The sequence below is a fragment of the Haliscomenobacter sp. genome (assembly GCF_965225875.1).
Taxonomy (GTDB): Bacteria; Bacteroidota; Bacteroidia; order Chitinophagales; family Saprospiraceae; genus Haliscomenobacter.
This window is the reverse complement of sequence record NZ_CBDDBS010000002.1, coordinates 3,997,219-4,022,168: the sequence shown is the minus strand read 5'-3', so window position 1 is coordinate 4,022,168 and position 24,950 is coordinate 3,997,219. Positions and strand designations below refer to the sequence as shown.

Sequence of the window (24,950 nt, the reverse complement as noted above, 5' to 3'; positions counted from 1 at the left end):
GCACAAAATGGGCCTAAAGCCTAAGCACTAATCAATAAAAACCTAACCGACCGCTGGTCAGTTAGGTTTTTATAATTTATACACAACCTTATGGGAATCGATGTACTATTGGGCCTCCAGTGGGGCGATGAAGGAAAGGGTAAAATTGTGGACTACCTGGCACCAAAATACAACATTGTCGCCCGTTTCCAGGGAGGCCCCAATGCCGGGCACACCCTCAAGTTTGATGGCAAAAAATTTGTCCTGCACACCATCCCTTCCGGTATTTTCCGTGATGACCTGATCAACGTGATTGGCAATGGTGTGGTGTTGGACCCCATCACGCTGGAAAAGGAAATTGAAAAACTGGTTGAAGTTGGGGTAGATTACCACAGCCGCTTGTTCGTTGCCCGCAAAGCCCATTTGATTTTGCCTACTCACCGCTATCTGGACGCTGCTTCGGAAAATGCGAAGGGCAAAGCCAAAATTGGTTCTACCTTGCGCGGTATTGGCCCAACTTACATGGACAAGACTGGGCGCAACAGCCTGCGCGTAGGCGACGTTACTTCGCCCAACTTTCTGGAGAAATACGAAACCCTCAAGCAGAAACACCTGCTGCTCTTGGGGCAATATCCTGCCGTAGAATTCGACCTGGAAGGCGAAGAAAAAAAATGGATGGATAGCTTACAAATGCTGCGTTCGCTGAACCTGGTAGATTGTGAATACTACATCAATCAGGCTCTGGCCGAAGGCAAACGCATCCTGGCTGAAGGTGCTCAGGGCTCCATGCTCGACATCGACTTCGGGACTTACCCATTTGTCACTTCTTCCAATACCATCACCGCCGGAGTTTGTACGGGTTTGGGGGTAGCACCTTCGACCATCAAGGAGGTAATCGGCATCACCAAGGCTTATTGCACCCGGGTGGGTTCAGGGCCGTTCCCGACTGAGTTGCACGATGAAACGGGTGAATTGCTGCGCAAGGAAGGTGCGGAATTTGGTGCCACTACTGGCCGTCCCCGTCGTTGTGGCTGGATCGACCTGCCACAGCTTAAGTATACCATCATGCTCAATGGGGTAACCCAACTGAACGTAACCAAACTGGACGTACTCAATATTTTTGATACCATTTATGCAGCTACGCATTACAAAATCAATGGCCAATTGACCGATCAGTTGCCTTTTGATCTTTGTGATGAAGAGGTTGAGCCTGTTTATGAAGCCTTCTCTGGTTGGCAACAATCGCTTCCGGCTGGCATCGAATATTCGGCATTGCCCGATACTGCCCGCACTTACCTGGAGGCGCTGGAGCGTTACCTGGGTGTGCCGATTACCATCATTTCGGTGGGACCGGAGCGGGCGAGCCTGATTTTGAAGTAAGTTGAGGAGTTGAGAGGTTGAGGAGTTGAGGCTACCGCGAGCGACTTAGACAAGATTAATGTCCACGACGCTCGCGGTAGCCTCAACTTCTCAACCCCTCAACTCAAAAGATAGTTCCTTACTGACATATTACCCATCCCCCAATTGACGTTTTTCAACATTCGTAACAAACATTTCCGTATTTTGTAACCCAAAATGAATTAGCCGCAATGGATTTGCAACAAGCCCGAATTCTCGTTCGTAAGATCAATTCACTCTTCAAGAGTATGGAAATGGATGGTTCGCCTCAACCTACACCAATTGAGCGCGACCTGATGTTGAGTTATCTACGCCAGTTGTACCAAACTTTTTTGGAAGATGCCGGAGAGTCTGGTAAAATTACTGTAAGTGCTCCCTTGGTAGAAATTCCAGTCAGCAAGCCTGAGCCCAAGCCAGAACCCAAACCGGAGCCGGAGCCCGTCAAGCCGGTTTATGAAGCGCCCAAAGCCTACGTGCCACCCGTGGTCAATGTAGAGCCACCCAAAGTGGAAGTACCTCCCGTTGTAGAAGTACGCGAGGAGCCCAAAGTATACATTCCACCCGTAGAGCAGCCCAAACCTCCAGTGGTAGAGGTAAAACCGGAGCCAATTCCGGTGACACCCACACCGCCTCCGCCTCCACCTGTAACACCAGAACCTACTCCTTCATCAGGCAGTAGCAATAGTCGGGTAGAAGCGCTTTTCTCCTTCAAAAAAGCGACTGAATTGTCCGAAAAGCTGAGCGAGATGCCTATCGCCGATTTGACCAAAGGCATGTCCATCAACGATCGGCTCTTGTACATGAATGAGTTGTTTGGTCGGGATATGAACAAATTGGACGAAGTCCTGCGGGCACTGAATAATTTCCCCAGCCTGGAAAGCGCCAAAAGTTACCTTGTTGGCGTGGCCACCCAATTCAACTGGGGCGACGACGAGCGCAGTGAAATTGCGCAGTCGTTTATCAAGTTGGTGCGGCGGCGTTTCGTGTAACGATCCCTTCCCTACGGTCACCCCAATAACCCGAACAACATGAAAAAGATTGCCGTATTCACCTCTGGTGGAGACTCTCCGGGCATGAATGCCTGCATCCGCGCGGTAGTACGTACTGCTTTACACGAAGGCCTGGCCGCTGCTGGTATCTGTCGTGGTTATCAAGGCTTCATTGATGGGGACATGTACGACATGGATCACCATTCGGTCAGCAACATCATTCAACAAGGGGGGACAATTCTACGTTCGGCGCGTTGTGCCGAATTCCGCACCCCTGAAGGCCGTCGCAAAGCCTACGAAAACCTGGCCAAATTTGGCATCGATGGCATCGTCGCCATTGGAGGGGACGGCACCTTCACGGGTGCTCATATTTTTATGCAGGAATATCCAGACATCAAGTTTGTAGGTTGTCCTGGTACCATCGACAATGACCTGATGGGGACGGATTATACCATAGGCTACGATACAGCAATCAATACAGCCATGGACGCGATCGATAAAATTCGCGATACCGCCAGCGCCCACGATCGTTTGTTTTTTATTGAAGTGATGGGGCGAGATGCCGGGTTTATTGCCATGGCAGCAGGGATTTCTACCGGAGCCGAGGCCATTCTGGTGCCCGAAACCCATACCGACATTGAGGGTTTGATTGAAAAACTGGAATGGGGTTGGAAAAACAAAAAGAACTCCAGTATAGTGGTGGTTGCCGAAGGGGATGAGGCAGGCGGTGCCCACAAAATTGCCGAAATGGTCAAAGCCCGCCTCAGCCATTATGAAATCAAAGTTTCCATCCTCGGACACATCCAACGAGGTGGCCGCCCCACCTGTATGGAGCGGGTACGCGCCAGCCGGATGGGGGCAGCAGCAACTCGGGCCCTGATCGAAGGTAAATCCAACGTAATGATCGGGATTGTGAACAACGAAATTGTCTATACTCCATTCGGTCAGTGCATCAAACACCAACAAATGGACAGCAATCTGGTAGAAATGGTCGACTTGTTGAGTTAGCGTAAATGTATAAGCCATGAAGCAGAAGCTGGACAAGCTTTTTAAACCACAATCGCTAGCCATCATTGGTGACTTCATTGAGGTGGATAACCTCGGTTACCGCCTGGTACACAATCTGGCTCAGGCTGGCTTCAAAGGCTCCATCTACACCATTGCGCCTAGCGGGCAAGCTGCGGGTGGCCCTGCTTCGTTCAAAACCATTGCGGAATTGCCCAGCAAAGTTGATCTCGCGCTCATCACCACCGCACCCAATCAATGGGGGGAACTACTCAATGAATGTGGTAAGGCCGGGGTGGGCAGCATTGCCCTGGTGGCATCCGATCAGCTCTACCCTGCTGAAACCCTGCAACAATACCGTCAACAAGCCCAACAGATTTGTCGCAGGTACCAAATGCGTTTATTGGGACCAAATAGTATGGGTTTTATTGCCCCACATCAACGGCTCAATGCCAGTTTTTCTTCCAAAATGCCCTTGCCTGGTAATCTGGCGCTGATTTCACAAAGTGGTGCGCTACTCAGTTCTATCCTGGACTGGTCTGTTGAACAAAGGGTTGGCTTCAGCTATGTAGTTGGCCCGGGGCAGATGTCAGACATTGGTTTTGCTGATTTGATTGACTATTTTGGCTCTGATTCGCAGACTTCCTGCATCCTGATCTACATGGAAAGCCTGCAAAATGCCCGGCGATTCATGAGTGCAGCCCGGGCTTTTGCCCGCCACAAGCCGATTATCGTCCTCAAGGCCGGTCGCAGTGAAGAAGGGGTAAAAGCCGCTTTTTCCCATACTGCCACCCTCACGGGCAACGATGCCGCTTTTGATGCGGCGTTCCGTCGTGCCGGGGTCATTCGGGTGACCACCATTGCTCAGCTGTTCAATCTCGCGCAGGCCCTGGCCATGCAACCCCGCCCCCGGGGCAACAATCTCGCCATCGTCAGCAATGGTGGTGGCCCCAGCGTATTGGCTACCGACCACCTGATCCACAATCGAGGGCAACTGGCCACCCTATCGGATCGCAGCATTCAAACCTTGACCGGAATACTGCCATCCACTCAAGAAATTTGCAATCCCGTAGATTTACCCAGTCAGCCCGATCCGGAGCAGTACGGAATGGCGGTTCAAACCTGTTTGCGCGATGAAGGTGTTCACGGGGTATTGGCCATTTTTTCCCCCAGCAATGAAGCCCAGGCGGTAGCCATGGCCGAGGCACTGGTCAAAGCCAGTCGCCACTGCAACAAACCCCTGCTCAGCGCCTGGATGGGAGAAGGGGAAGTACGCGCTGCCCGCAAAATCCTGGAAGCCGGGCGAATTCCCAACTACCGTTTTCCCGAAAGCGCCGTAGATGCCTTCTTACGCATCCATCGCTACATGCGCGATTTGGAATTGTTGTACGAAACACCTCCGGCAATCCCCAAAGATTTTGAGCCCGATACGGCCAAAGCCCGAACCATCATCCAAAATGCCCGCCAGCAAAAGCGCAACGTATTGCTCGATCACGAAGCCAAAGCGCTTTTGGCAGCTTATCAAATCCCGGTCAATCGGAGTTTGTTTTGCCAAAGCATTGAAGAAGCAGCCGAGGCGGGTGAACAATTGGGCTATCCGGTAGCGCTGAAGTTGGTTTCTTCCGCAATCGGCCACAAAACAGAAGTGGGTGGCGTACACCTGCACCTGCAAGATGAAAATGCCTTGCGCCTGGCTTACCGCAATACCCTGCACAACCTGGAGCAGCACCAACCCGGCGTCAAAGCCGAGGGGGTTATGGTGGAAAAAATGGTTTACCGCCCCTTTGAAATCATCATGGGAGCACAAAAAGATCCGGTTTTTGGGCCGGTGATTGTGTTTGGGCGCGGAGGAATTGCAGTGGAAGTGTTTAAAGATACCCAGATGGGTTTGCCGCCCTTGAACATGGCTCTGGCGCAGCGCCTCATCGAGGGTACCCGAATGTATCCCCTATTAAAAGGTTATCGCGGACAGCCGGGCAGTAACCTGGCTGAACTCGATTTTTTGCTGTGCAAATTTTCCTACCTCGTGATGGATTTTCCTGAACTCAAGGAGATCGAAATGAATCCCTTGCTGGCCGACGCGAAGGGAGGAGTTGTGGTGGATGCAACGGTCGTTTTGGAAGAAAACATTCCGGAGAACAAGGGACTGGAATACCGACACCTGGTCATTTCACCCTATCCAGGCAAAAAATACAGCAAAACGGTTACCCTCAAAACAGGGGAAGTAGTCACGCTGAGGCCAATTCGCCCGGAGGATGAACCTGCCATGGCCCGAATGTTACAGGGCGTTTCCAACGATTCCCTGTACATGCGTTTTTTTGGCTACATCCCCAAAATAAACCACGCCTGGATGATTCGCTTTACCCACATTGATTACGATCGGGAAATGGCCATTGTAGCGGAAATCAGCCGTGGGGCCGGTCGGGAACTCTTGGGCTCTGTACGGATCATTGAAGATGCCTGGCGGGAAACGGCGGAGTATTCTATCTTGATTGCGGATCATTTTCAGGGCCGGGGACTGGGGAATATCATGACCGATTATATTTTGGACATCGCGAAAGATCGGAAGATTAAAAAAATTGTGGCCTCGGTTTTGTCGCAAAATAAGTCGATGATTAGGCTGTTTGAAAAACGGGGTTTTACTTTTGATAAGAGTGACATGGAGGTGTATGAAGTGGAGTTAGAACTTTAATTTTAGTGCGCTGCAGCTTTAGTTAAAGCTAATTACTGAGGTGGCCCTTTAGTGCCTTAGGTTTCTTAGGTGGTGAAATAATACCCTGCTACGCAGGTTTTTTCTTTTTCACCACCTAAGAAACCTAAGGCACTAGAGGGCCACCTCAGTAGTTTTCGTTACAGCGGCAACAAGGCCGTTACCAAAACATCCACCGTCAGTGCGACGCCAGCGTTAAGGTTCAGCAGTCCGAGGTTGAGGCTATTGGTAGAATTGGCCGTCAAGGTACCCTTCAAACTCATTTGCCCGGTGCTATTGTTTTTGGTGTAGCCGGCAATGACCAACTCATATTCACCCGTTTCCAGGAAGTGCAGCTCATAATTCCCACTGGCATCTACAGTCGCACTGGTCACAGCGTTGCTGAATTCGACGTCGCTTGCGCCCTGGCCATCCACTTCTGTATTGCGGTTGAATTGCCCTTTTTTATAGGCATACACCACAATTTTGTCACTTTGGGAAATGACGTCCTGGACTTTTCCTTTGATCACACTTGCTTTTGATTTGGCAGCTACACGCAGGGCGGTATTGAGCTCGGCGGCAGTGACAAAATCGTACTTATCGGTCGTGTTGTCTTGTCTTTTGATCGCTTTGCGCAAATCAAAATCTACGACCAGATCGGTTTGTTGACCAGCCTGAACGAGGTAGTTGTAGTTGAGCGTGATTTCGTTTACAGTGGAGGTCAGCGCGTGCCTGCTGCCATTGGTTTCTTGTACATAGCAACCCGGTGCGGCACCATTCTGGTCTTTTTCGTAATCCAGAACCAGGGTGATGTTGCTGTAGGTTTTGGCATCCAGTTCCGCAATACCAAGTACTTTGGTGTTGCCTTTTTGGTAGGCCAAAAGGTCAATGGTGACTTTGGAAAAACCTTCTACTGATTTTCCATCCAATTTAACATCCGCAATGGTAACGAAGGTGGATTTGACGTTGGCATCGTCGATGGGGGCATCGGTAATTTCGATGCGTGCAGTACCTTTTGATTCATCGAGATCACTTTTTTCGCAAGAAAACATAGTGATACTGAACATTGCTGCGCACAGCAATGCGGTGAATTTTGTGTTCATGGTTATTGGTTTTTTGAGGTAATTAACAAGCCCTTAAACGCCCTGAAAATTCCGTCTATTGCCCCTTAACATTCCAAGGGTCCCTCAATTTTGCATAAACCTAATCTGTAAGTGCTTTAGTTCTACGGGGTTTAGTATCTTGTTTGCGTTTTTAAAAAAAAGCAAAAAAAAATTTCCTAACGCCATGGAAAACAGCAATATCGAAAAAAAATTGGCCGAATTGGGCCTCGTTTTACCTACTCTACCCGGCTCAAAAGGCATTTACCACAGTTGCCTCACGGTGGATAAGCTGGTCTATGTGTCTGGTCACGTCTCGGTACAAAGCGACGGCAGCTACATCAGTGGAAAGTTGGGCCAGGACCTCGACGAAACCGAAGGCCAAATCGCCGCCCGCCAATGTGGCCTGGCCATGTTGACCTCCCTCAAAAAACACCTGGGCAACCTGGACCGCATCAAAAGAGTGGTCAAATTATTGGGTATGGTGAACAGCACCCCCGAATACACCATGCACCCGGTGGTGATGAATGGTTGTAGCACCTTGTTCGTCGATTTGTGGGGCGATGAATACGGTAAGGGCGTGCGGAGTGCCGTGGGCATGGGCTCCTTGCCGGGGAATGTGGCGGTGGAAGTGGAAGGGATTTTTGAGATTGAATAAGGTATTGTCCTACACAGCCATGTCTTCATTTCCAATGTTATTAGATAACCAACCAATATTAGGTTACCACCAGCGGCAGCGCCGCCAAAACGTCTGTAGAAACCAGGGGCATCGTTAAATTAAAGGTGCGTAGCACCGAAACAACAAGCCTCATTTGTTGCGGTGTGTTGCACCTTTAACTCAATGCTGCGGACAAAACCTACAGACGTTTGGCGGCGTTGCCGCTGGTCGTTGAGCTTAAGACTATTAGTTCCTTGATTATCAATTCGCCTCATCCAGATTAAAGAAGCACCTGTTTAGTGCAAATAAATGCATCCCCCGTGCAACGTTTCCCTCCCCTTCCTGCGCCATATGGTTAACTTTACACCCGAACCATGGCGAAAGCAAGCAACACCCTTATGGCCTTAGAACCCGATGACCTGCTGCAATCCTGTATGGCAGGCGATAGCCGTGCTCAGTTTCGTTTTTATGAACGCTACAGCCCCCGTTTGTACGCCGTCTGTCTGCGCTATGGGCGCGACGAAGGGGAAGCGAATGACATGCTCCAGGAAGGTTTTATCAAAATTTTTCGGGAATTATCGGCCTTTCGCGGCGAGGGAAGCATTGAAGCCTGGATGTGCAAAATTATGGTCAATACCGCGCTGAGTCGCTTGCGCAAAAAAAGCCTTAAGTTCCTGCCCTACGTAGAACCCCCGGAAAACCTTTATACCGATGAAGACATCATTGGGGCGCTTAGCGCTTCAGAGTTGATTACCGTCCTCAATCACTTGCCGCAGGGCTACCGCACGGTGCTCAATTTGTACGCCATCGAAGGCTATTCCCATGCCGAAATTGCCACCATGCTCGACATCAGTGAAGGAACTTCGCGCTCGCAGTACCTGCGCGCCAAGATTGCCCTGAAAAACCGCTTGGAACAACTCAAAAAAATGAATGCCAGATGAAACCAAGAGATCCCAAATCCTTCGAAGGTTTGTTGCAAAAAAAGCTGGCTGAACACCAGGCCGAACCACCACCCAATTTATGGGCAAAAATTGAGCGGGAAACAGCCCCACAAAAGTTGCGCTTTTTGGCCCGACGGCTGAATAGCAATTTGCATTGGTTGAATCTGGCGGCAACGGTTTTGCTGGTGATGGTGGTGCTGTTCTTTTTGTACCCACCTCAAAACAAGTCGCTCGATTTGCCCCTCCCGAAGCTCAAGACGCCCTTGCAACATCAACTCAAGGGGGTGTCGGATAGCATAGATTCTTTGGAAAAACGTTTTCATTTACCCAAAATTAAAACCCACACAAACCATGAAAAAGCACATTGAAGAAGAAAGTCAGGAGAGCCTGAATACTGAGATGCTGGCCGCCCTTTCCAAACTTACCCGGGCTGGTTTTTTGCTGCTGATCGTACTGATTTTGTTGTTCTGGCAGAACTATTCCAGTTTTTTGGGCAGCAAAAATGATGCAGAACAAGCCGTCCAAACGGCGTTACCAGTGCTTAGCCCTACTGCTCAAAAAGGCAAAGACCTGTTCAAAAACAATTGCGCCGCCTGCCACAATCGCGACATGAAATCGAACCTGACCGGGCCAGCCTTAGGAGGCGTGCAAGAACGTTGGGCTGCTTACCCCCGTAGCGACCTTTACCAGTGGATTCGCAATTCGCAGGCCCTGATTGACGCCGGACACCCCCGGGCTCAGGAGTTGTGGAACAAATGGAAACCGGTCATCATGACGCCATCCAGCAGCCTCAAAGACGAGGACATTGAAGCCATTCTGGCCTATGTGGAAGCGCAAAATCTTGCGCGTTGATTGTTTTATAGAAAAAATAAATCGACCGTTTACCCAAAAAAAACAACCGCACACCAAAAAAGCTTTGGATTATAAAAATTTTTTTACATTTGCATTACAAAGAGGCTTTCCATACACATTTCACTATTATTCTGGCCAATACTCCACGAACTGATTCGTGGTTTGCAAAACCCACCCGGGTATCTCACGAATGAATGCGTGAGCTATATGGGTTATCATAATTGTTTGTACATTTGCGCGTTCAATTGAAAAACAGAAATTGTACAACATGAAAATTAAGGGTTTAGTAGCGGTGAGCGGCTTACCGGGGCTGTTTAAGATGGTTGCCAATCGCAACAACGGGTTGATTGTAGAAGACCTGGCCAACGGTAAAAGACGTTTTGCATCTGTACGGCAACATCAGTTTACACCATTGGAATCCATTGGCATTTATACGAATGATGGTGAAACTTCAGAATTGAAAATTGTTTTCCAAAGCATGCTGGACAAACTGGAATCAGTGCCTATGCCTGCTTTGACTGAAACTGGCGATAAGCTACATACTTATTTCGCGCAAATCCTTCCCGATTATGACCGCGATCGGGTGAATACGGGCGACATCAAAAAAGCCATCAAGTGGTTCTTGCACTTGCACGAACTGGGTTACACCACGATGGAAGAAGATGAAGAAACCGAAGAAGACGAGGCAGAGGTGGTAGAAACGGAAGGAGACGCGGAAAAAGGCGAAGAATAGTTGAAGGGTTGAGGAGTTGAGAAGTTGAGGAGTTGAGACGCACCAAACGCCGCAGCATAGTCGGTCACTGTTTGTTGCTTCTGAACAACCTCATTCTCAACTTCTAAACTCCTCAACTTCTCAACTTGAAACTTTTTAGGCGACCTATACTATGCGTAATCTACCGGCGACCAAAACCAGCGCTTGTACGGACTATTCTGTACCGGCACTACCACAAACCTGGGAGGATGTAGAACCTACATTCACCACATTGCTCCAGCGGCCGATCCACTCGGTCCAGGACTTGAGTACATGGATCACTGAGCGCAGTGAACTTGAGGCTCAGTTGGGAGAAACCATCAGTTGGGCATACATCCAATTGTCGGCAGACAACCAAAGTCAATCAGCCAATCAACGTTACCAATACGTTATCCAGGAAATTTTACCCAAATTAGATCCACTCGATCAAGCCTTGAACAAAAAACTGGTAGAGTCGCCCTATTTGAACCAGTTGGATGCGCGTCGGTACGAGATTTATTTGCGCAATATTCAGGCATCGGTAGACCTGTTTCAGGAAGAGAATGTCGCCCTCAACACCGATGTACAACTCAAAACCAAGGAATACGCCCGTATTTTTTCCCAAATGATGATTGGTATGGACGGCAAACAAATGACCCTCCAGCAAGCCAACACCATTTTGGAAGAACCCAATCGCCAGCGTCGCCGCAACATTTACCACAAAATCAATCGGCGCATCCTGCAGGATACCGCGCAATTGGATCAGTTGTTTGATGAGTTGCTGCAAAAACGCCACGCCATTGCCCGCAACGCCGGGATGGAGAATTACCGGGATTATGCTTTTCAGGAATTGGGTCGTTTTGATTACACTCCTGCCGATTGCCATGATTTCCATCAGGCAGTGAAGGCCGAGGTTTTGCCAATTTTGAATGAATTGTACCTCACTCGCAAACAAAACCTGAAGGTCACCCAATTGCGGCCCTGGGATTTGAATGCGGATACCGCCGGGCAAGCGCCCTTGCACCCTTTTAAGGATACCAACGAATTGCTGCACAAGGGCATTCAGTGTCTGGAGCAGGTTCATCCTGAATACGCACGGATCATCCGTTTGATCCAGCAAAATGGTTTCCTGGATTTGGCCTCCCGCCCTGGCAAGCGCCCCGGTGGCTACAACATGCCTTTGCAGGCTACCCGGATGCCTTTTGTGTTTATGAATGCGACCAACTCCCTGGGGGATTTGCGCACCTTCATGCACGAAAGTGGCCACGCCATTCATTTTTTCCTCACCCGCGATTATCCTTTGTTATTTGATCGGAAATTTACATTTGAAGTAGCCGAACTGGCTGCCATGACCATGGAATTGCTTACAATGGATCACTGGCACCTGTTTTTCCCCAACGAAGCCGACCTGCGCCGCGCCAAAATCACTCAATTGGAGCACGTGCTTAAGGTTTTGCCCTGGATCGCTACCATCGACCAATTCCAACACTGGTTGTATACCCACCCCAATCATACGCAGGAAGAGCGCCGGGCCAAATGGACCGAAAGTTTTCACGCCTTCACGCCAGGAGTGTTGGACTACTCCAGCCTCGAACAATACATTGAAAACCTCTGGCACAAACAGCTCCACTTGTTTGAAGTGCCCTTTTATTACATCGAATACGGTTTCGCACAGTTAGGTGCCATCGCCCTGTGGCGGCAGTACCGCGAAAACCCAGAACAGGCCGTTGCAGCCTTTACCCGCGCCATGCGCCTGGGCAATACGCGCTCGATTCGGGAGATTTATGCCGAAGCGGGCATCCGTTTTGATTTTTCGCAGGAGTATGTAAGGGATTTAGGGACTTTTGTAAGGGGGGAGATGGAGAAGTTGAAATGAGGGTTCAATCTGAGGAGCGTTGATCAGAAGAAGCCGCACCAAAAATCATACTTTTATAGTGCTCAAGCCTATTAAACCCTGTAAAGCCTTTTCCAACTAAGTAGGTCAATATTTGAATGTCATTAGCTTCGTAGGCGAGGTCGAAAAGTTTGATGTCCAACCATGAGTACAGTTGGATAATTTTATCTCCATCTTTTTGTTCCAAAAGGATTTTTAATTGGGTTAAGTCTTTTGTGCTAACAGCCTTTAAAATATCCTCTTCATCACAAGCAAAACCATCCACTTCATATAAAGTATCTATAAAATCCTTTATGGAAGAGGCAAGGTAAATGATGCCAAAATCACCATTATCCACATAATATAATTTGCCTTCATGCCGCCCTCCAATGGCCATGGCAATGTTTCCAGTCAAACACTCGGCAATGAAATAAAGATATTCGGGTTCAACATAATCAGATGTTAGGTCAAATGTTCCAATGTATTCTTCTAAAAAAGACCTGAAATCGTTTTGATCTAAAAACGTACTTGCCTCAAAAAAAAATCTTAGCACATTTGACATTTTATAACCATCTCGCAGGGTGATAGGAAACCCCAATTCCTCCTTACTAAGTAGATCAAAATTGCTCAAAAACTCTTTGTATTCATTCGGGAGGGAATGCTGAAGCTTGGTTTCAACTTGTTGTATAGTTATCAAAGTTTGATCCATAAAGAAAACTTGTTCATCGTTTTTGTACATACAGAAAGATGCCCAGAAACATAAGGGGGAATAAGCAATAAAGCGCAATTTCAGTCCTGAAAGTTCGCTTCTGTAGTCGGTTATTCTCTTTTTCCAAACTACGAATCTCCTGGTCTTTTTTTTCAAGGATTGTAAAAAAACTTTCACCTGCTGCGCCACGGATTTTGCTCAAACGCAATAATTCACGCTGTTCATCTTTACCCCTTTCCCGGTCATATTGTTCCGAAACCATGAAATTTGAAGCGACAATCTCCCGACTTCGGCTGCAATATTCAACACCCAGAGCACCTGAATAGGGACTGACCGAACTATACACGAGGTAATATTTATTAGGCACAAAACACTCCTCGCAACTGCTTTGATCACAAGGGCTCAAAACAGAAACAATGTATTTTTTGTCCACTGACTGTTCAAATTGATCCGTATCAACACCTTTATAACCTCTGATCACCTCGAAATTGTCAATTTTAAAAGGCCTTCCAGTCACCCGATAATAATCAGTGGTGTACTTGGTCTCAATGTGTTTGCCATAAAAGATAGCTTCATTACGTTGAAATGCATTGGCAATGGTAGCCAATCCACAGCTACAGGCGATTGATTGAACCTGAGGAATGACAAGCATCATTAATAAAAATAGCTTCATAAAAAATCATCTAAATCGCGATAAGTGCATCCAACGAAATTTTACCTGATAGCAAATACCTGGGCTAAATCAATCTCCAATTCAGGAAATGCTGTTGAGTGTAGCAAATCGTCTTCAATGACTGGTGCCAAGCCAGTATATTTCCCATCCGGATTGAGGACATAGACCCGGACTTCGCGGTCCAGCGGATGAACCAGCCAATATTCCCGCACGCCAGATTCTTCATACACCTGATATTTCTCACGCATTTCCCGCTTGGTGTTGCCGGGAGATAGGATTTCAACAATCAAATCCGGGGCACCATTACAACCTTGCTCGTCGATTTTAGTTGGATCACAGATCACGCACAGATCAGGTTGAACCACAGTAGTCATTTGGCCTTTTTTGAGACTAACTGGTAAACGAACATCAAATGGAGCACTAAATGCCTGGCAAGTGGATTGGTTAAAATACGTAAATATGCGCAAACTCAATTCACGCGAGACCCTTTGATGAAGTGTACTAGGGGCAGGGCTCATGGGAAACAATCGACCACGAATTAACTCTACACGCTCCTGAAACTGCCAGCTGAGGTAGTCAGAATAGGTATAAAATCCTTGAGGATCAAGCTGAGAGAGACTGGTAATCGGCGTAGTAGCAAGGGTTGACATAAGTACCGTTTTGTGATCAACAAGTTAAGGGTTTTGCAATGGTCGCGCAAGGTTTTAGATAAATTCCCATTTAGTTTGGTTGCGTGTGGAAACCGAAGGAAGCGACCCTGCCAAATCAAAAAAATAATTCAGTCAACTTTATTGCTCAAAAATCCACCACCTCAATATTCCGTATCGTATGCTCAAACCACTTCACGGGTGCCTGAGTTTTATCCCCCGTGCGGGTATCACACTTGAAGAAGAGATAGTACAATTGAATGTTGTCGCCAATGCGGTTGAGCAAGCTTTTTAGTCGCGCCTGGCCTTCGTCGTACTGATGGTACAGGTATTCCATGCGCCAGGAGTAGTAGGCTTCGTCGTGCAGCTCAGTGATGTCGAGGATGATTTTATTGTCGGTGTATTTTTCCAGAAACTGCGCAGCCAGTACGCTGTGGTGCCGCGTCCAGTCGCGAGGACTGCCTTTGTGTTCGGCGTGTTTGAAGGTATCGTGGGCAAAAGCGATGGTGCGCAGGATGCGCCGTGATTCAGGGTCCAGCTTGATTTTGTCAATGTTGGCCAACACCTCGGCGATGTGGCGATAGACCTCACCCTCGGGGTGCCCATACCTGGGTAAGCCCCAATCCAAACCCTCCAAAAACGCTGGATCTTCAAGCAAGGCAAGTTCCAACTCATTTTCCGGTTTCAGTTCCCCGTGGTAATCTATCTTGTTTGGGTTATTCCCTTCCATCCCATTGTGAATGCCTACCAATTTTTTACTGCTTTTTTGGTAAAAATTCTTAAGTAGTGGGGCAAAAATAAGTTTTCATTTTCTCTGAGCCAAAGGATTAGATAAGAAACTTAAAATGAACCGTTTACTCATCTAATCCACTGGCAAAATGAAACACTTATTTTTTTATCACCCCGAAATGAAAATTTCGCGATCAAAGATAAGCTGCTTTTTTGAGGCACTACATGTTAAAATCTGGTTAAAGCAAAAAAAAAGCATAACCAATGCCTTTACACGCTGGTTACTTCTCTGTAACTTGAACGATGGAACCCGTTCGTCCAACTTGCAACCTAATTGATTTAAAAATACTCTTTGTAAAAAACATCAATAGCCATGAAGCAGTGGATTGCTTTAGTATTCTCCGGAGTCTTGGGTGGAGTAATCACCCTGACTGGCAGCCATTTTCTCAATCGTGAGGACAACGCTGAAACCCTTAAAACCGAAGCCGTATCCTATACCCGGCCTGTCAATGCTCCCTCCTGGTCTGGCACGGTACCCTTCGATTTTGTTCTGGCAGCTCAAAAAGCAACGCCCTCGGTGGTGAACATCACCGCTAAAATTGCCCGAACTGCCCGCTCCAACCAGGACGATTTCTTTTTCTTCCCATTTGGCGGCCGCGGCGGTGGTGCACCTGCGGAAGGCTCCGGTTCCGGGGTTATTTATTCCGAAAACGGGTACATCATCACCAACAACCACGTGGTGGAAGGTGCCAACGAATTGGAAGTCACCCTTTCCGACAACCGTAAATTCAAAGCAACCCTGGTGGGTACCGATAAAAGAACCGATTTGGCGGTCATCAAAATTGACGCCACCGGGCTGACCCCTACCGAGGTTGGCAACTCCGACGAAGCCCGCATTGGCGAATGGGCCCTGGCCGTTGGCAATCCCTTCGAGCTGACCTCTACGGTTACCGCAGGCATCATCAGTGCCAAAGGCCGCAACATTGACCTTTTGGGCAAAGGTGCAGCCATCGAGTCGTTCATCCAAACCGATGCTGCGGTGAACCCTGGCAACAGTGGTGGAGCACTCGTGGATGCTCAAGGCAAACTGATTGGCATCAATACCGCCATTGCTACCCGTACGGGCTCCTTCCAAGGCTACAGCTTCGCCATTCCAGTGAATCTGGTGCGCCGGGTGGTCGACGACATCATCAGCTACGGCGGCTACAAGCGTCCATACCTTGGCGTGGGCATTCAAGAGTTGGATAGCGAATTTGCCAAAGAACTCAATGTCGACATCTCACAAGGCGTAGTGATTGAAAGTTTGGAAGAAGGTGGCTCAGCTCAGTATGCTGGCCTGCAAATCAATGACGTGATCGTTGGCGTTGATGGCCGCGAGGTTAAATCGATACCAGAACTTCAAGAAGTGGTAGGTCGCGCCAAAGTAGGAGATACCGTTAATTTGAAGGTTCTGCGCAAGAACAAGCCCATTACCGTGCCTGTGAAACTGCGCGAACAGAAAAATCAATAAAGTTTAACAAACCGATTTAAACAAGTCTCTTGGAATCCTGTTAAGCTTAGTATGGCGCAAAAAATTATTTCCCGATTTTTTTGAGGCTTTTGAATAGGAAGCTCACTTGAAATGAACCGTTCGACTTCCTATTCAAAACCCAAATCGGGAAGTTAATTTTTCTGCGTTTTTAAGAGACTTGTTTAAAGTTGGTTTTTCGTTTTGTTTTGAGGCGTCTGTCACGGTTTTTCGGGGCAGACGTTTTTTATTTTTTGGTAAAAAAGCCTATTTTTGTCCTGCCTTTATATCTACAACTATACTTACACCTCCTTTCGCGAAAACCACATTCTTCCACCGCGAAAGCCATCATCATGTTTAGTACCGCTCTTGAATGGATCGACAACCTCATTGGTTTGCTTTACCCTCGTCTATGTCCTGCCTGTGAAGAAAATGCCCTGCCTCGGGAAAGCCTGATTTGTTTGCAATGCCATTGTGAACTGCCTTACACCGAACAGCACCTCGAAGTTGACAATGCCTTTACCGAACGTTTTTGGGGCCGGGTACCATTGGAATCGGGTGCGGCTATGCTGCACTTTGTCAAAGGTGGGCGAGTACAGGCGCTGATGCACCAGTTGAAATATGGTGGCAATCAGGAAGTAGGCATCCGGCTGGGGATCATGTTCGGAGAAACACTACGCAACACCCCTCTTTTTGAATCCATAGACTTGATCATCCCCATTCCGCTACATGCCCGACGTCAGCGACAGCGGGGTTACAATCAAAGCGCTTGTATTGCTGCGGGTTTGTCGCAAGGGATGGGTATAACGTATGGAGAACAATACCTGCGCAGGGTGGCCTACACCAATACCCAAACCAAAAAATCGCGGATGGGGCGATTCGACAATGTTAGTACGGCTTTTCAGGTGCGGAAGGCCGAGCAATTGGAGGGGAAGCATATTTTATTGGTGGATGATGTGCTGACGACAGGGGCGACCTTGGAGGCGGCGGCTTTGCAGTTATTGGAGGTGCCGGGCTTGAAGCTGAGTATGGCTACGCTGGCGATAGCGGGGCAGTAAATTGAATATCAAACAAAGCATTAGGTACAATTGTGTGCCTGGCATTTTAAAAATCGACCTTATACAAAATCTTGGTCAATCCAAATTAACTGAAATGGCGACGAGAAAACTTCTAGACATTTTAGAGTATGCCTTAACAGGTGCTTTTATTGAGGTCCACAAAGCATTAGGTCCAGGTCTACTGGAAAGTGTTTATCACAAATGCTTAGCTCACGAATTAGATTTGCGGAAAATCTATTACGTTTCCGAATTGACAATCCCCATAGTCTACAAAGGACAATTAATAGATACGGAACTTCGCCCTGATTTTGTGATCGAAGATTGTGTAATTGTGGAGCTCAAAGCTGTTGAAACTATATTGCCTGTTCACCAAGCTCAATTACTGACATACATGAAGTTACTAGAAATGCCAAAAGGTTTTTTGGTTAACTTCAATTGTTCAAACATAATAAAAGAAGGTAAAAAAGCCTTTGTAAATGAGTATTATCGTGAGCTTAGATAGTTTACCATTAATGACTTTTTAATTGAACCACCTTAGGCACCTTAGAGCACCTTAGGGGAAGTAAATCTCCTTTCCTAAGGTGCTCTAAGGTGCCTAAGGTGGTTCAATTAAAAAGCAGCGAAGCTGCAAAAAACTTTTTTATCAGCTACCAATTGAATTGAGCAGCAAAAAAATCCTAGGCTCTCCTCCTTCACTTCCCCCTAAATTCCACCATCTTTACACAAATTTTCAACCCGATGAAAACCAAATTTTTCTCCTACATCAGCTTGATTGTGATGTGCTGGTTCGCCACCAACGGAGCCATTTTTGCCCAAAGCGCTGCCACCCTCCTGGCCTCCGCCAAAGCAGAATTCAAAAAAGAGTACGCCACCCAAAACATGGCCCAAGCCGCTCAGCAGCTCCAACAAGCCTTGCTCAGCCAGCCCAACAACCCTGAAATCCATTACTACCTGGCCAATGCGCTCGATCGGGTCAATGCTGCTGAAGCGACCTGGGTGGCCAGCAGCAACCGCAAAAGTGTGGCCCAAATCAGCCAACACCTGGAGCAATGCATCCGCTTGTCGCCGCGCTACAAGGGCGAAAAACTGGCACTGGATCCCTATTCCAAACTAGGCACGGTATGGGGAAGCCTGGCCATGGGCTACCTCGCCCAAAACCTGCCCGACTCGGCCCGCTGGGCCTTTAAACAAGGCAAAAGCAAGGGCGCTTACCTCGAGCCCAGCCTGGAGCTAGGCCGCAATTTGCTCAATTCCTGCAGCAAGGACGCCATCCTATTCACCTCTGGTGACAATTTTTCTTATCCACTGTTTTACCTGCAAACGGTAGAAAACCTGCGGCTGGATGTACAAATTGTCGATGTCAACCTCCTCAACACCGATTGGTACTGCCTTTACCTGGCCGCACATGCCAGCAATGCCACCTTGCGGGAAGGGGTCAGCATCGATGCCATTCCCAATTTGGTGAGCTGGAAACCGGGGCCCGTTTCTGCTAAAATCAGCAGTGGAGATTGTGGCAACGACAAAACCTTTGAGTGGGACATCCCTGAACTAATCAACGGCGACTTCCTATTGCGCAGCGAATACGTGCTTTTACAAGTCATCATCGGCAACCAGTTTGCCAAGGAGGTGTATTTTACCGTAGGTTTTTCCAAGGATGATTTGTTGTACCTCGACAGTCATCTGGAGTTTGGAGTCCTGGTGCAAAAACTCAAACCCTGCGACAACCAAAAATCAAAAAATGCAGCGGATTACCTCCGCAACTATAACCTCAATAGTTTGCCCCAGCAGCAAGCCGCCATCACCAATAGCCCCGACCTGGTGAACCAGCTCAATTTTTACCGCATCGGCTACGCCAATGCCATTTTCCAATTGATCGAACTGGGCAAAACCGATGACGCCAAAGCCTTGATGGCCGCACTAGAAACCCGACTCCCCACTACCCTGGTTCCAATGTTTAGTGCTACCTTGAACGATTATATTGAAAAATTGAGAGTCAGCCTTAACCGATAATTTGTAAAGAGTCTGATTTCAATCGCCGGTCACTGAGCGTAGTCGAAGTGCCGATGATTGAAATCAGGCTCTTTACAACATAGCCTAACCAAATGGAATTCATCAGTGTTTTTGACATGCTCAAAATTGGCGTGGGGCCTTCCAGTTCCCATACCCTTGGTCCCTGGCGGGCCGCAGAGCGTTTTGTAAAAGAGTTGAAGGAGCAATCCCTGCTCGAAAAAACCCAGAAATTAGAGGTTTTGCTCTATGGATCTTTGGCCCTCACTGGCAAAGGCCACGGAACCGATATTGCCATCCTGATGGGCCTGAGCGGAAAAGACCCGGTAACCGTGCCCGTTGTAGAGGTAAAAACCCTCCCCGAGCAAATTCAGGAACGCAAACAACTCCAGTTGGGCGGAACCCACCCCATCACCTTTGATCCCGAGCACGAGATCCACTTTCGCGGCTATCAAATGCTCCCCTACCACGCCAATGGCATGCAATTGAATGCGCAGGATGCCCAGGGAAACAGCCTCCACCAAAGTACTTATTATTCAATCGGTGGAGGTTTTGTGGTCAAAGAAGGGGAAGAAAATACCCCCTTGCGCGAAGAGAATGAAGTCCCCTATGTCATCACCAGTGGTGCCGACCTGGCGCAATGGTGCAAGCAGCGCAAGTGCAGGATTTCGGACATCGTGTATGAAAATGAAAAGAACTTCCTGAGCAAAGCTGAAATCGACGAGCGACTGCTAAAAATATGGTCGGTCATGCTGGACGCCATTTACCGGGGTTGCCACACCGAGGGCATGTTGCCGGGTGGTCTGGATGTTGCCCGGCGGGCTTTCAACATCAACCAAAAATTGCTCGCTGATGGTGAGTATACCTCGGCTCAGGAATGGATTCAATGCATTCGCTTTAGCCGCATTGGTTTTTCGGAAGTGGTCAAATGGATTGGCTGTTTTGCCATGGCCGTCAATGAGGAAAATGCCAATTTTGGCCGGATCGTCACAGCGCCCACCAATGGAGCAGCAGGGGTGATTCCATCGGTATTGATGTACTACCTCTGTTTTGCTAAACCCCTGGCCAAAAATGAAGACATTGTGCGGTTTTTATTGGTAGCTGGACAGGTGGGGTCTTTGTTCAAACAAGGTTCAACCATCAGCGCGGCCATGGGTGGCTGCCAGGCTGAAATTGGGGTGTCCAGTGCGATGGCCGCCGCGGCGCTCGCCGAATGTTTGGGCGCTACCCCGGATCAGGCTTTGATGGCCGCTGAAATTGCGATGGAACACCACCTGGGGTTGACTTGTGACCCGGTAGGTGGTCTGGTGCAAGTCCCCTGCATTGAACGAAACTCAATGGGCGCTGTTAAAGCCATCATGGCGGCTAAAATCGCGATGGAAAGTGACCCATCTAAAGCCAAAGTGACCTTAGATGCCGTGATCAAAACCATGTGGGAAACCTCACAAGACATGAACCACAAATACAAAGAAACCAGTTTGGGTGGCCTGGCGGTCAACATTGCCATCGCCTTACCGGAATGTTGAGCTGACTTAAATCAGTGGAATAAATTTCGCTTTTTCCTTTATCTTTCAGTTTAAAATTCAGCATTTATGTGGGCAGCCATTTGTTCCTTTATCTATTTCAAACTCTGGGGCTGGAAACTGGTGGGTGATTTCCCCAAACATCTAAGAAAATACATTCTGGTCGTTGCTCCACATACTTCCAATTGGGATTTCCCCATGGGGCTCCTCCTGCGTAACATTCGGGGGGTTGATGCAAAATTTTTGGGCAAATCTTCTCTGTTTAAACCGCCCATTGGCTGGATTTTTCGCGCATTGGGTGGCTACCCGGTCGATCGCAGCAAAAGCAACAACTACGTAGATGCCGTAGTGGATATTTTCAACTCCAAATCCGATTTTATCATCACCATTACACCCGAGGGCACCCGGAAGCGGGTGGATGAATTCAAATCTGGGTTTTATTACATCGCTTTGGGTGCTAAAGTGCCACTCGTGATGGTAATCCTCGATTTTGGCAACAAAACGGTGACTTTTACCGAGCCTTTTTACCCCACTGGCAATAAGGAACAGGACTTCGAGGTCATCCTGAATTATTTCCGGGGCGTAAAAGGTAGAAACCCCGACGATGGCATCTTTTTTTAACCAGCTTTTGTCCGCCAATAACATTTTGCAAAAAAAGCAATGTATGGATAGAACCTAAAGTTAAACTTTGAAGTTTGGATTTAGTCTGAATGCTTGTTTGAGCGATTCAACTAAAGTCAAATCATGAAAAAATCTGTACTCCTCTTCTGTACACTCTTATCCGCAATCTGGATTGTTTTGAGCAGCAACGCTTCTGGGGCTGGTTTTAATCAGGGCGTAGACCGCTCAGGTTCGCCGCTTGGTGACAGTTTTTGTGGGGATTGCCACGGTACTGGCACCTATAATCCCACTGTAGAGATTGCCATGCTGGATGGTACGAGTCCCATTACTACCTATGTTCCCGGAAAAAGATACACCATGCAGGTCAGCATCGTGGCAGGCGCAGGTACTCCCGGAGGTTATGGCTATCAGGCAACGGTTTTGAACGCCAAATCAAATGCCCAGGCAGGTGCCTTTAGCTCAGCACCTACGGGACAAAGGATAGTCACCCTCGGCGGTCGCCAATATGCCGAACAATCCCGTCGCTCTACTTCCAACACTTTCCAAATGCCCTGGACGGCACCAGCCGCAGGAACAGGTGACCTGAAGGTATACGCTGCAGGAATGGCCGTCAACGGCGATGGTGGTACGGGTAGGGATAACGCCGTAAAAGCTACGCTTAGCCTCAGTGAAGCGACTTCAACTGGCTTGAGCTCGAATAAGATTCTTAAGGCTCAAATCAAAGTTTATCCGAATCCAGCTATTGAATTTGCCCGGGTAGAAATTGAGGGCAACTCCGAAAACGAACAACTCTGGGTCAACTTACTGGATGTTCAGGGGCGCATTTTGCAAAGTAAAAAGCTGCAACAGTCCACCCAAAGCTCACAAGTAGACCTGAACGTCAAAGTCTTGCCAAAAGGACAGTATTGGGTCCAGGTCAGCAATGGTCAGCGAACAAAAACTATTTCATTGTTAAAATAAAACAAAAAATAGTTTTAAATTTTCAAAATCGAAAGAAAGGATTAATTTTGGATGAGCTTAAAGCCATCATCCAATGTACACCCAATCTGACCAAAAATCCCTGTACGAACGCTCGAAGGCCTACCTTCAGGCGGATCACGCAGTACACACCCAGGCCCCTGCCCAGCAACACGCCGACTTGAGCGCCTTGATCATCTACCACGAATGGCGGTATTACATCCAGAATGATCCCGTGGTGAGTGATTATGAATACGACCAGCTGTTCAAGCAACTGGAAAAAATTGAAACTGAGCACCCGGAACTGGTGAATGCAGACTCCCCTACCCAACGGGTATCTGCCGATTTGACCGAAGATTTTTCGCAGGTCGAACACCTCACCCCCATGCTCTCTTTGGCCAACTCCTACAATGCCGAAGACCTCAATGATTGGGATGCTTCTATCAAACGATTTTTGAACATTGATCCAGATACCGAACTGGCTTATGGGGTCGAGCCCAAATTTGACGGGGGCAGTATTGCCCTGGTGTACGAAAATGATGTTTTGGTGCGCGCCGCTACACGTGGCAATGGGGTCATTGGTGAAGAAATTACCAACAACGCCAAAGTAATCCGCTCCATCCCGCTAAAAGCCGCTTTTTCCCAATACGGCATCCACCGCGTGGAGTTGCGTGGCGAAGTGCTGATCCGCAAGGATATTTTTGAAAAAATGAACGCCAAACGTGCGGCAGAGGGCGTCACCCTTTTTGCCAATGCCCGCAATACCGCCACCGGAGGTTTGCGCATCAAAGACCCCAAGGAGGTCGCCAAGCGTGGACTCGAAGCCTTTATTTACACCTTGGGTTACGCCGTGGACAAAGAGGGCAACAACGTTTTGGGTCAATTTTCGACCCACCTTGAAAGTTTGGAAACCCTGGAAAAGCTCGGTTTTAAAGTCCCGGTTCAGGAACGCAAACTCTGCAAGAACATCCAGGAGGTCATCGATTTTTGCAACTACTGGCAACAGCAGCGCGAAGGCTACGCCTACGAGATTGACGGCATGGTGGCCAAAGTCAACAGCCGGGAATTGCAAGAGCGCTCGGGCTTCACCTCCCACCACCCCCGCTGGGCCATTGCTTTTAAGTTCCAGGCCAAGCAGGCTACCACCAAATTGCTCAATGTAGAATACCAGGTGGGTAAAATTGGCTCCATCACCCCAGTGGCCAAACTCGATCCGGTGCAATTGGCTGGAGTAACCGTTTCTTCCGTTTCGCTGCACAACGAAGATTTCATCACCAGTCGCGACCTGCGCCTGGGCGATACCGTACTCGTCGAACGCGCCGGGGATGTGATCCCCTACATCGTCAAGGCCATGGACGAACTACGCGATGGCAGCGAAACGCCCATTGTTTTCCCCAAGTTTTGCCCCATCAACACCACCGATACTCCCGTAGAATTGCTGCGCGAAGGGGAAGAAGCCGCCTGGCGTTGCCCCAATTGTGTGTGCGGTGCCCAGGACCTGCAACGCATCATTTTCCACGTTTCCAAAGACGCAATGGACATCGATGGCATGGGCAAACAAATCGTGGAGCGTTTTTATGAGCTGGGTTGGGTTACCAATTTTGCGGACGTGTACCGACTGGATTACGCCCAATTGGCACAATTGGAAGGTTTTGGCGCAAAATCGGCAACCAACTTGCAGGCGGCCATTGAAAAAGCCAAGAAAAACCCCATCCATCGCTTGTTGTACAGCTTGTGCATCCACCACCTTGGCAAAAAGGTATCCAAACTGATCGCCGCAGAGATCAGCCATGTGCGGGAACTGGCCGACTGGCAATTGGAAGATTTCACCAAAATCAAAGACGTTGGCCCGGTGGTAGCGAAAAACATCATCGATTTTTTCCAGGTCTGGACCAACATCGAAATGCTGGGCGAAATGGAATCCCTCGGGGTCAATATGACACAAACGGACGAAGACCGCCCCAAAACCGCAGCTGAAGGAGCTGTATTCTCTGGCAAAACCATCCTTTTTACCGGAACCCTCAATAAAATGGGCCGCAAAGAAGCCCAGGAAAAAGCGGAAGCCGCCGGTGCTAAAAACATCAGCGCTGTGAGCAAAAACCTGGATATTTTGGTGGTAGGTGATGAGGCGGGGTCAAAATTGAAAAAAGCCCGGGAGCTGGGTACGGTGACGATTTTGACGGAGGATGAGTTTTTGGCGATGTTGGAGTAGTTCGTACTATATTACAAAGTTCAGCGGCGAAGAAAAAACGCCAAGACGCGCCCTTCGAAAGTTTCAGACTTTCGAAGGGCTTTCATTTGCACG

General features: G+C 48.4%; 23 protein-coding genes. 18 read left to right on the top strand and 5 right to left on the bottom strand.

From position 1 onward, the window contains the following. The first annotated feature begins 90 nt into the window (after positions 1-90). The 4 genes from ACO08K_RS18385 (at position 91) to ACO08K_RS18370 (ending at position 6,063) form a co-directional block, all read left to right on the top strand. Positions 91-1,359: an adenylosuccinate synthase gene (locus ACO08K_RS18385; protein WP_421797874.1), complete on the top strand. Its 1,269-nt coding sequence runs from the start codon at positions 91-93 to the stop codon at positions 1,357-1,359. A 209-nt stretch (positions 1,360-1,568) separates the two neighbouring features. Then, positions 1,569-2,366: a hypothetical protein gene (locus ACO08K_RS18380; protein ID WP_421797873.1), complete on the top strand. Its 798-nt coding sequence runs from the start codon at positions 1,569-1,571 to the stop codon at positions 2,364-2,366. Between the two features lie 39 nt (positions 2,367-2,405). After that, on the top strand, positions 2,406-3,374 hold the full coding sequence (gene pfkA / locus ACO08K_RS18375) for a 6-phosphofructokinase (protein WP_421797872.1): 969 nt from the start codon (positions 2,406-2,408) through the stop codon (positions 3,372-3,374). 16 nt (positions 3,375-3,390) lie between these two features. After that, on the top strand, positions 3,391-6,063 hold the full coding sequence (locus ACO08K_RS18370) for a GNAT family N-acetyltransferase (protein WP_421797871.1): 2,673 nt from the start codon (positions 3,391-3,393) through the stop codon (positions 6,061-6,063). Between the two features lie 158 nt (positions 6,064-6,221). Here the strand turns inward: ACO08K_RS18370 and ACO08K_RS18365 are convergent, their stop codons facing one another. Then, the gene (locus ACO08K_RS18365; RefSeq protein ID WP_421797870.1) at positions 6,222-7,163 is read right to left on the bottom strand and encodes a DUF4382 domain-containing protein; all 942 of its coding nucleotides are present in this window, start codon (positions 7,161-7,163) and stop codon (positions 6,222-6,224) included. Between the two features lie 184 nt (positions 7,164-7,347). Between ACO08K_RS18365 and ACO08K_RS18360 the strand changes: the two genes are divergently transcribed. From ACO08K_RS18360 to ACO08K_RS18335, 6 genes are all read left to right on the top strand, one after another. Beyond that, the gene (locus ACO08K_RS18360) at positions 7,348-7,818 is read left to right on the top strand and encodes a RidA family protein (protein ID WP_421797869.1); all 471 of its coding nucleotides are present in this window, start codon (positions 7,348-7,350) and stop codon (positions 7,816-7,818) included. 374 nt (positions 7,819-8,192) lie between these two features. Beyond that, positions 8,193-8,759: an RNA polymerase sigma factor gene (locus ACO08K_RS18355; RefSeq protein WP_421797868.1), complete on the top strand. Its 567-nt coding sequence runs from the start codon at positions 8,193-8,195 to the stop codon at positions 8,757-8,759. After that, complete coding sequence (locus ACO08K_RS18350; protein WP_421797867.1) at positions 8,756-9,127, top strand: hypothetical protein; 372 nt, start codon at positions 8,756-8,758, stop codon at positions 9,125-9,127. The genes ACO08K_RS18355 and ACO08K_RS18350 overlap by 4 nt, the downstream gene beginning before the upstream one ends. Continuing rightward, positions 9,111-9,611 (top strand): c-type cytochrome, encoded by a 501-nt coding sequence (locus tag ACO08K_RS18345; protein ID WP_421797866.1) that lies wholly within the window; start codon positions 9,111-9,113, stop codon positions 9,609-9,611. The genes ACO08K_RS18350 and ACO08K_RS18345 overlap by 17 nt, the downstream gene beginning before the upstream one ends. A 268-nt stretch (positions 9,612-9,879) precedes the next feature. After that, the gene (locus ACO08K_RS18340) at positions 9,880-10,344 is read left to right on the top strand and encodes a DUF5606 domain-containing protein (protein WP_421797865.1); all 465 of its coding nucleotides are present in this window, start codon (positions 9,880-9,882) and stop codon (positions 10,342-10,344) included. Positions 10,345-10,495: 151 nt separating this feature from the next. After that, complete coding sequence (locus tag ACO08K_RS18335) at positions 10,496-12,217, top strand: M3 family oligoendopeptidase (RefSeq protein WP_421797864.1); 1,722 nt, start codon at positions 10,496-10,498, stop codon at positions 12,215-12,217. Between the two features lie 4 nt (positions 12,218-12,221). Here the strand turns inward: ACO08K_RS18335 and ACO08K_RS18330 are convergent, their stop codons facing one another. The 4 genes from ACO08K_RS18330 to ACO08K_RS18315 all read right to left on the bottom strand — a co-directional run bounded on the left by ACO08K_RS18330 (position 12,222) and on the right by ACO08K_RS18315 (position 14,994). After that, the gene (locus ACO08K_RS18330) at positions 12,222-12,923 is read right to left on the bottom strand and encodes an SMI1/KNR4 family protein (RefSeq protein ID WP_421797863.1); all 702 of its coding nucleotides are present in this window, start codon (positions 12,921-12,923) and stop codon (positions 12,222-12,224) included. Positions 12,924-12,936: 13 nt separating this feature from the next. After that, positions 12,937-13,596 (bottom strand): hypothetical protein, encoded by a 660-nt coding sequence (locus ACO08K_RS18325; RefSeq protein WP_421797862.1) that lies wholly within the window; start codon positions 13,594-13,596, stop codon positions 12,937-12,939. A 41-nt stretch (positions 13,597-13,637) separates the two neighbouring features. Next, on the bottom strand, positions 13,638-14,246 hold the full coding sequence (locus ACO08K_RS18320) for a Uma2 family endonuclease (protein WP_421797861.1): 609 nt from the start codon (positions 14,244-14,246) through the stop codon (positions 13,638-13,640). Between the two features lie 145 nt (positions 14,247-14,391). Next, positions 14,392-14,994, bottom strand: coding sequence for an HD domain-containing protein (locus ACO08K_RS18315; RefSeq protein WP_421797860.1), 603 nt, complete (start codon positions 14,992-14,994; stop codon positions 14,392-14,394). A gap of 351 nt (positions 14,995-15,345) precedes the next feature. Here ACO08K_RS18315 and ACO08K_RS18310 point away from each other — a divergent pair, with 351 nt between their 5' ends. The 8 genes from ACO08K_RS18310 (at position 15,346) to ligA (ending at position 24,857) form a co-directional block, all read left to right on the top strand. Continuing rightward, complete coding sequence (locus tag ACO08K_RS18310) at positions 15,346-16,482, top strand: S1C family serine protease (RefSeq protein ID WP_421797859.1); 1,137 nt, start codon at positions 15,346-15,348, stop codon at positions 16,480-16,482. Between the two features lie 350 nt (positions 16,483-16,832). Further along, entirely contained in the window at positions 16,833-17,537 is a 705-nt protein-coding gene (locus ACO08K_RS18305) for a ComF family protein (RefSeq protein ID WP_421797858.1), read from the top strand. Between the two features lie 94 nt (positions 17,538-17,631). After that, positions 17,632-18,039 carry a GxxExxY protein gene (locus tag ACO08K_RS18300; RefSeq protein WP_421797857.1) on the top strand — a complete coding sequence of 136 codons (408 nt, stop codon included), beginning with the start codon at positions 17,632-17,634 and terminating at the stop codon, positions 18,037-18,039. 236 nt (positions 18,040-18,275) lie between these two features. Next, positions 18,276-19,547: a hypothetical protein gene (locus ACO08K_RS18295; RefSeq protein ID WP_421797856.1), complete on the top strand. Its 1,272-nt coding sequence runs from the start codon at positions 18,276-18,278 to the stop codon at positions 19,545-19,547. A 92-nt stretch (positions 19,548-19,639) separates the two neighbouring features. After that, positions 19,640-21,070 (top strand): L-serine ammonia-lyase, encoded by a 1,431-nt coding sequence (locus ACO08K_RS18290; RefSeq protein WP_421797855.1) that lies wholly within the window; start codon positions 19,640-19,642, stop codon positions 21,068-21,070. Between the two features lie 66 nt (positions 21,071-21,136). Beyond that, entirely contained in the window at positions 21,137-21,688 is a 552-nt protein-coding gene (locus tag ACO08K_RS18285) for a 1-acyl-sn-glycerol-3-phosphate acyltransferase (RefSeq protein WP_421797854.1), read from the top strand. A gap of 123 nt (positions 21,689-21,811) precedes the next feature. Continuing rightward, positions 21,812-22,648 carry a choice-of-anchor V domain-containing protein gene (locus ACO08K_RS18280; RefSeq protein ID WP_421797853.1) on the top strand — a complete coding sequence of 279 codons (837 nt, stop codon included), beginning with the start codon at positions 21,812-21,814 and terminating at the stop codon, positions 22,646-22,648. 73 nt (positions 22,649-22,721) lie between these two features. Then, positions 22,722-24,857 (top strand): NAD-dependent DNA ligase LigA, encoded by a 2,136-nt coding sequence (ligA, locus tag ACO08K_RS18275; protein ID WP_421797852.1) that lies wholly within the window; start codon positions 22,722-22,724, stop codon positions 24,855-24,857. Positions 24,858-24,950 lie beyond the last annotated feature (93 nt).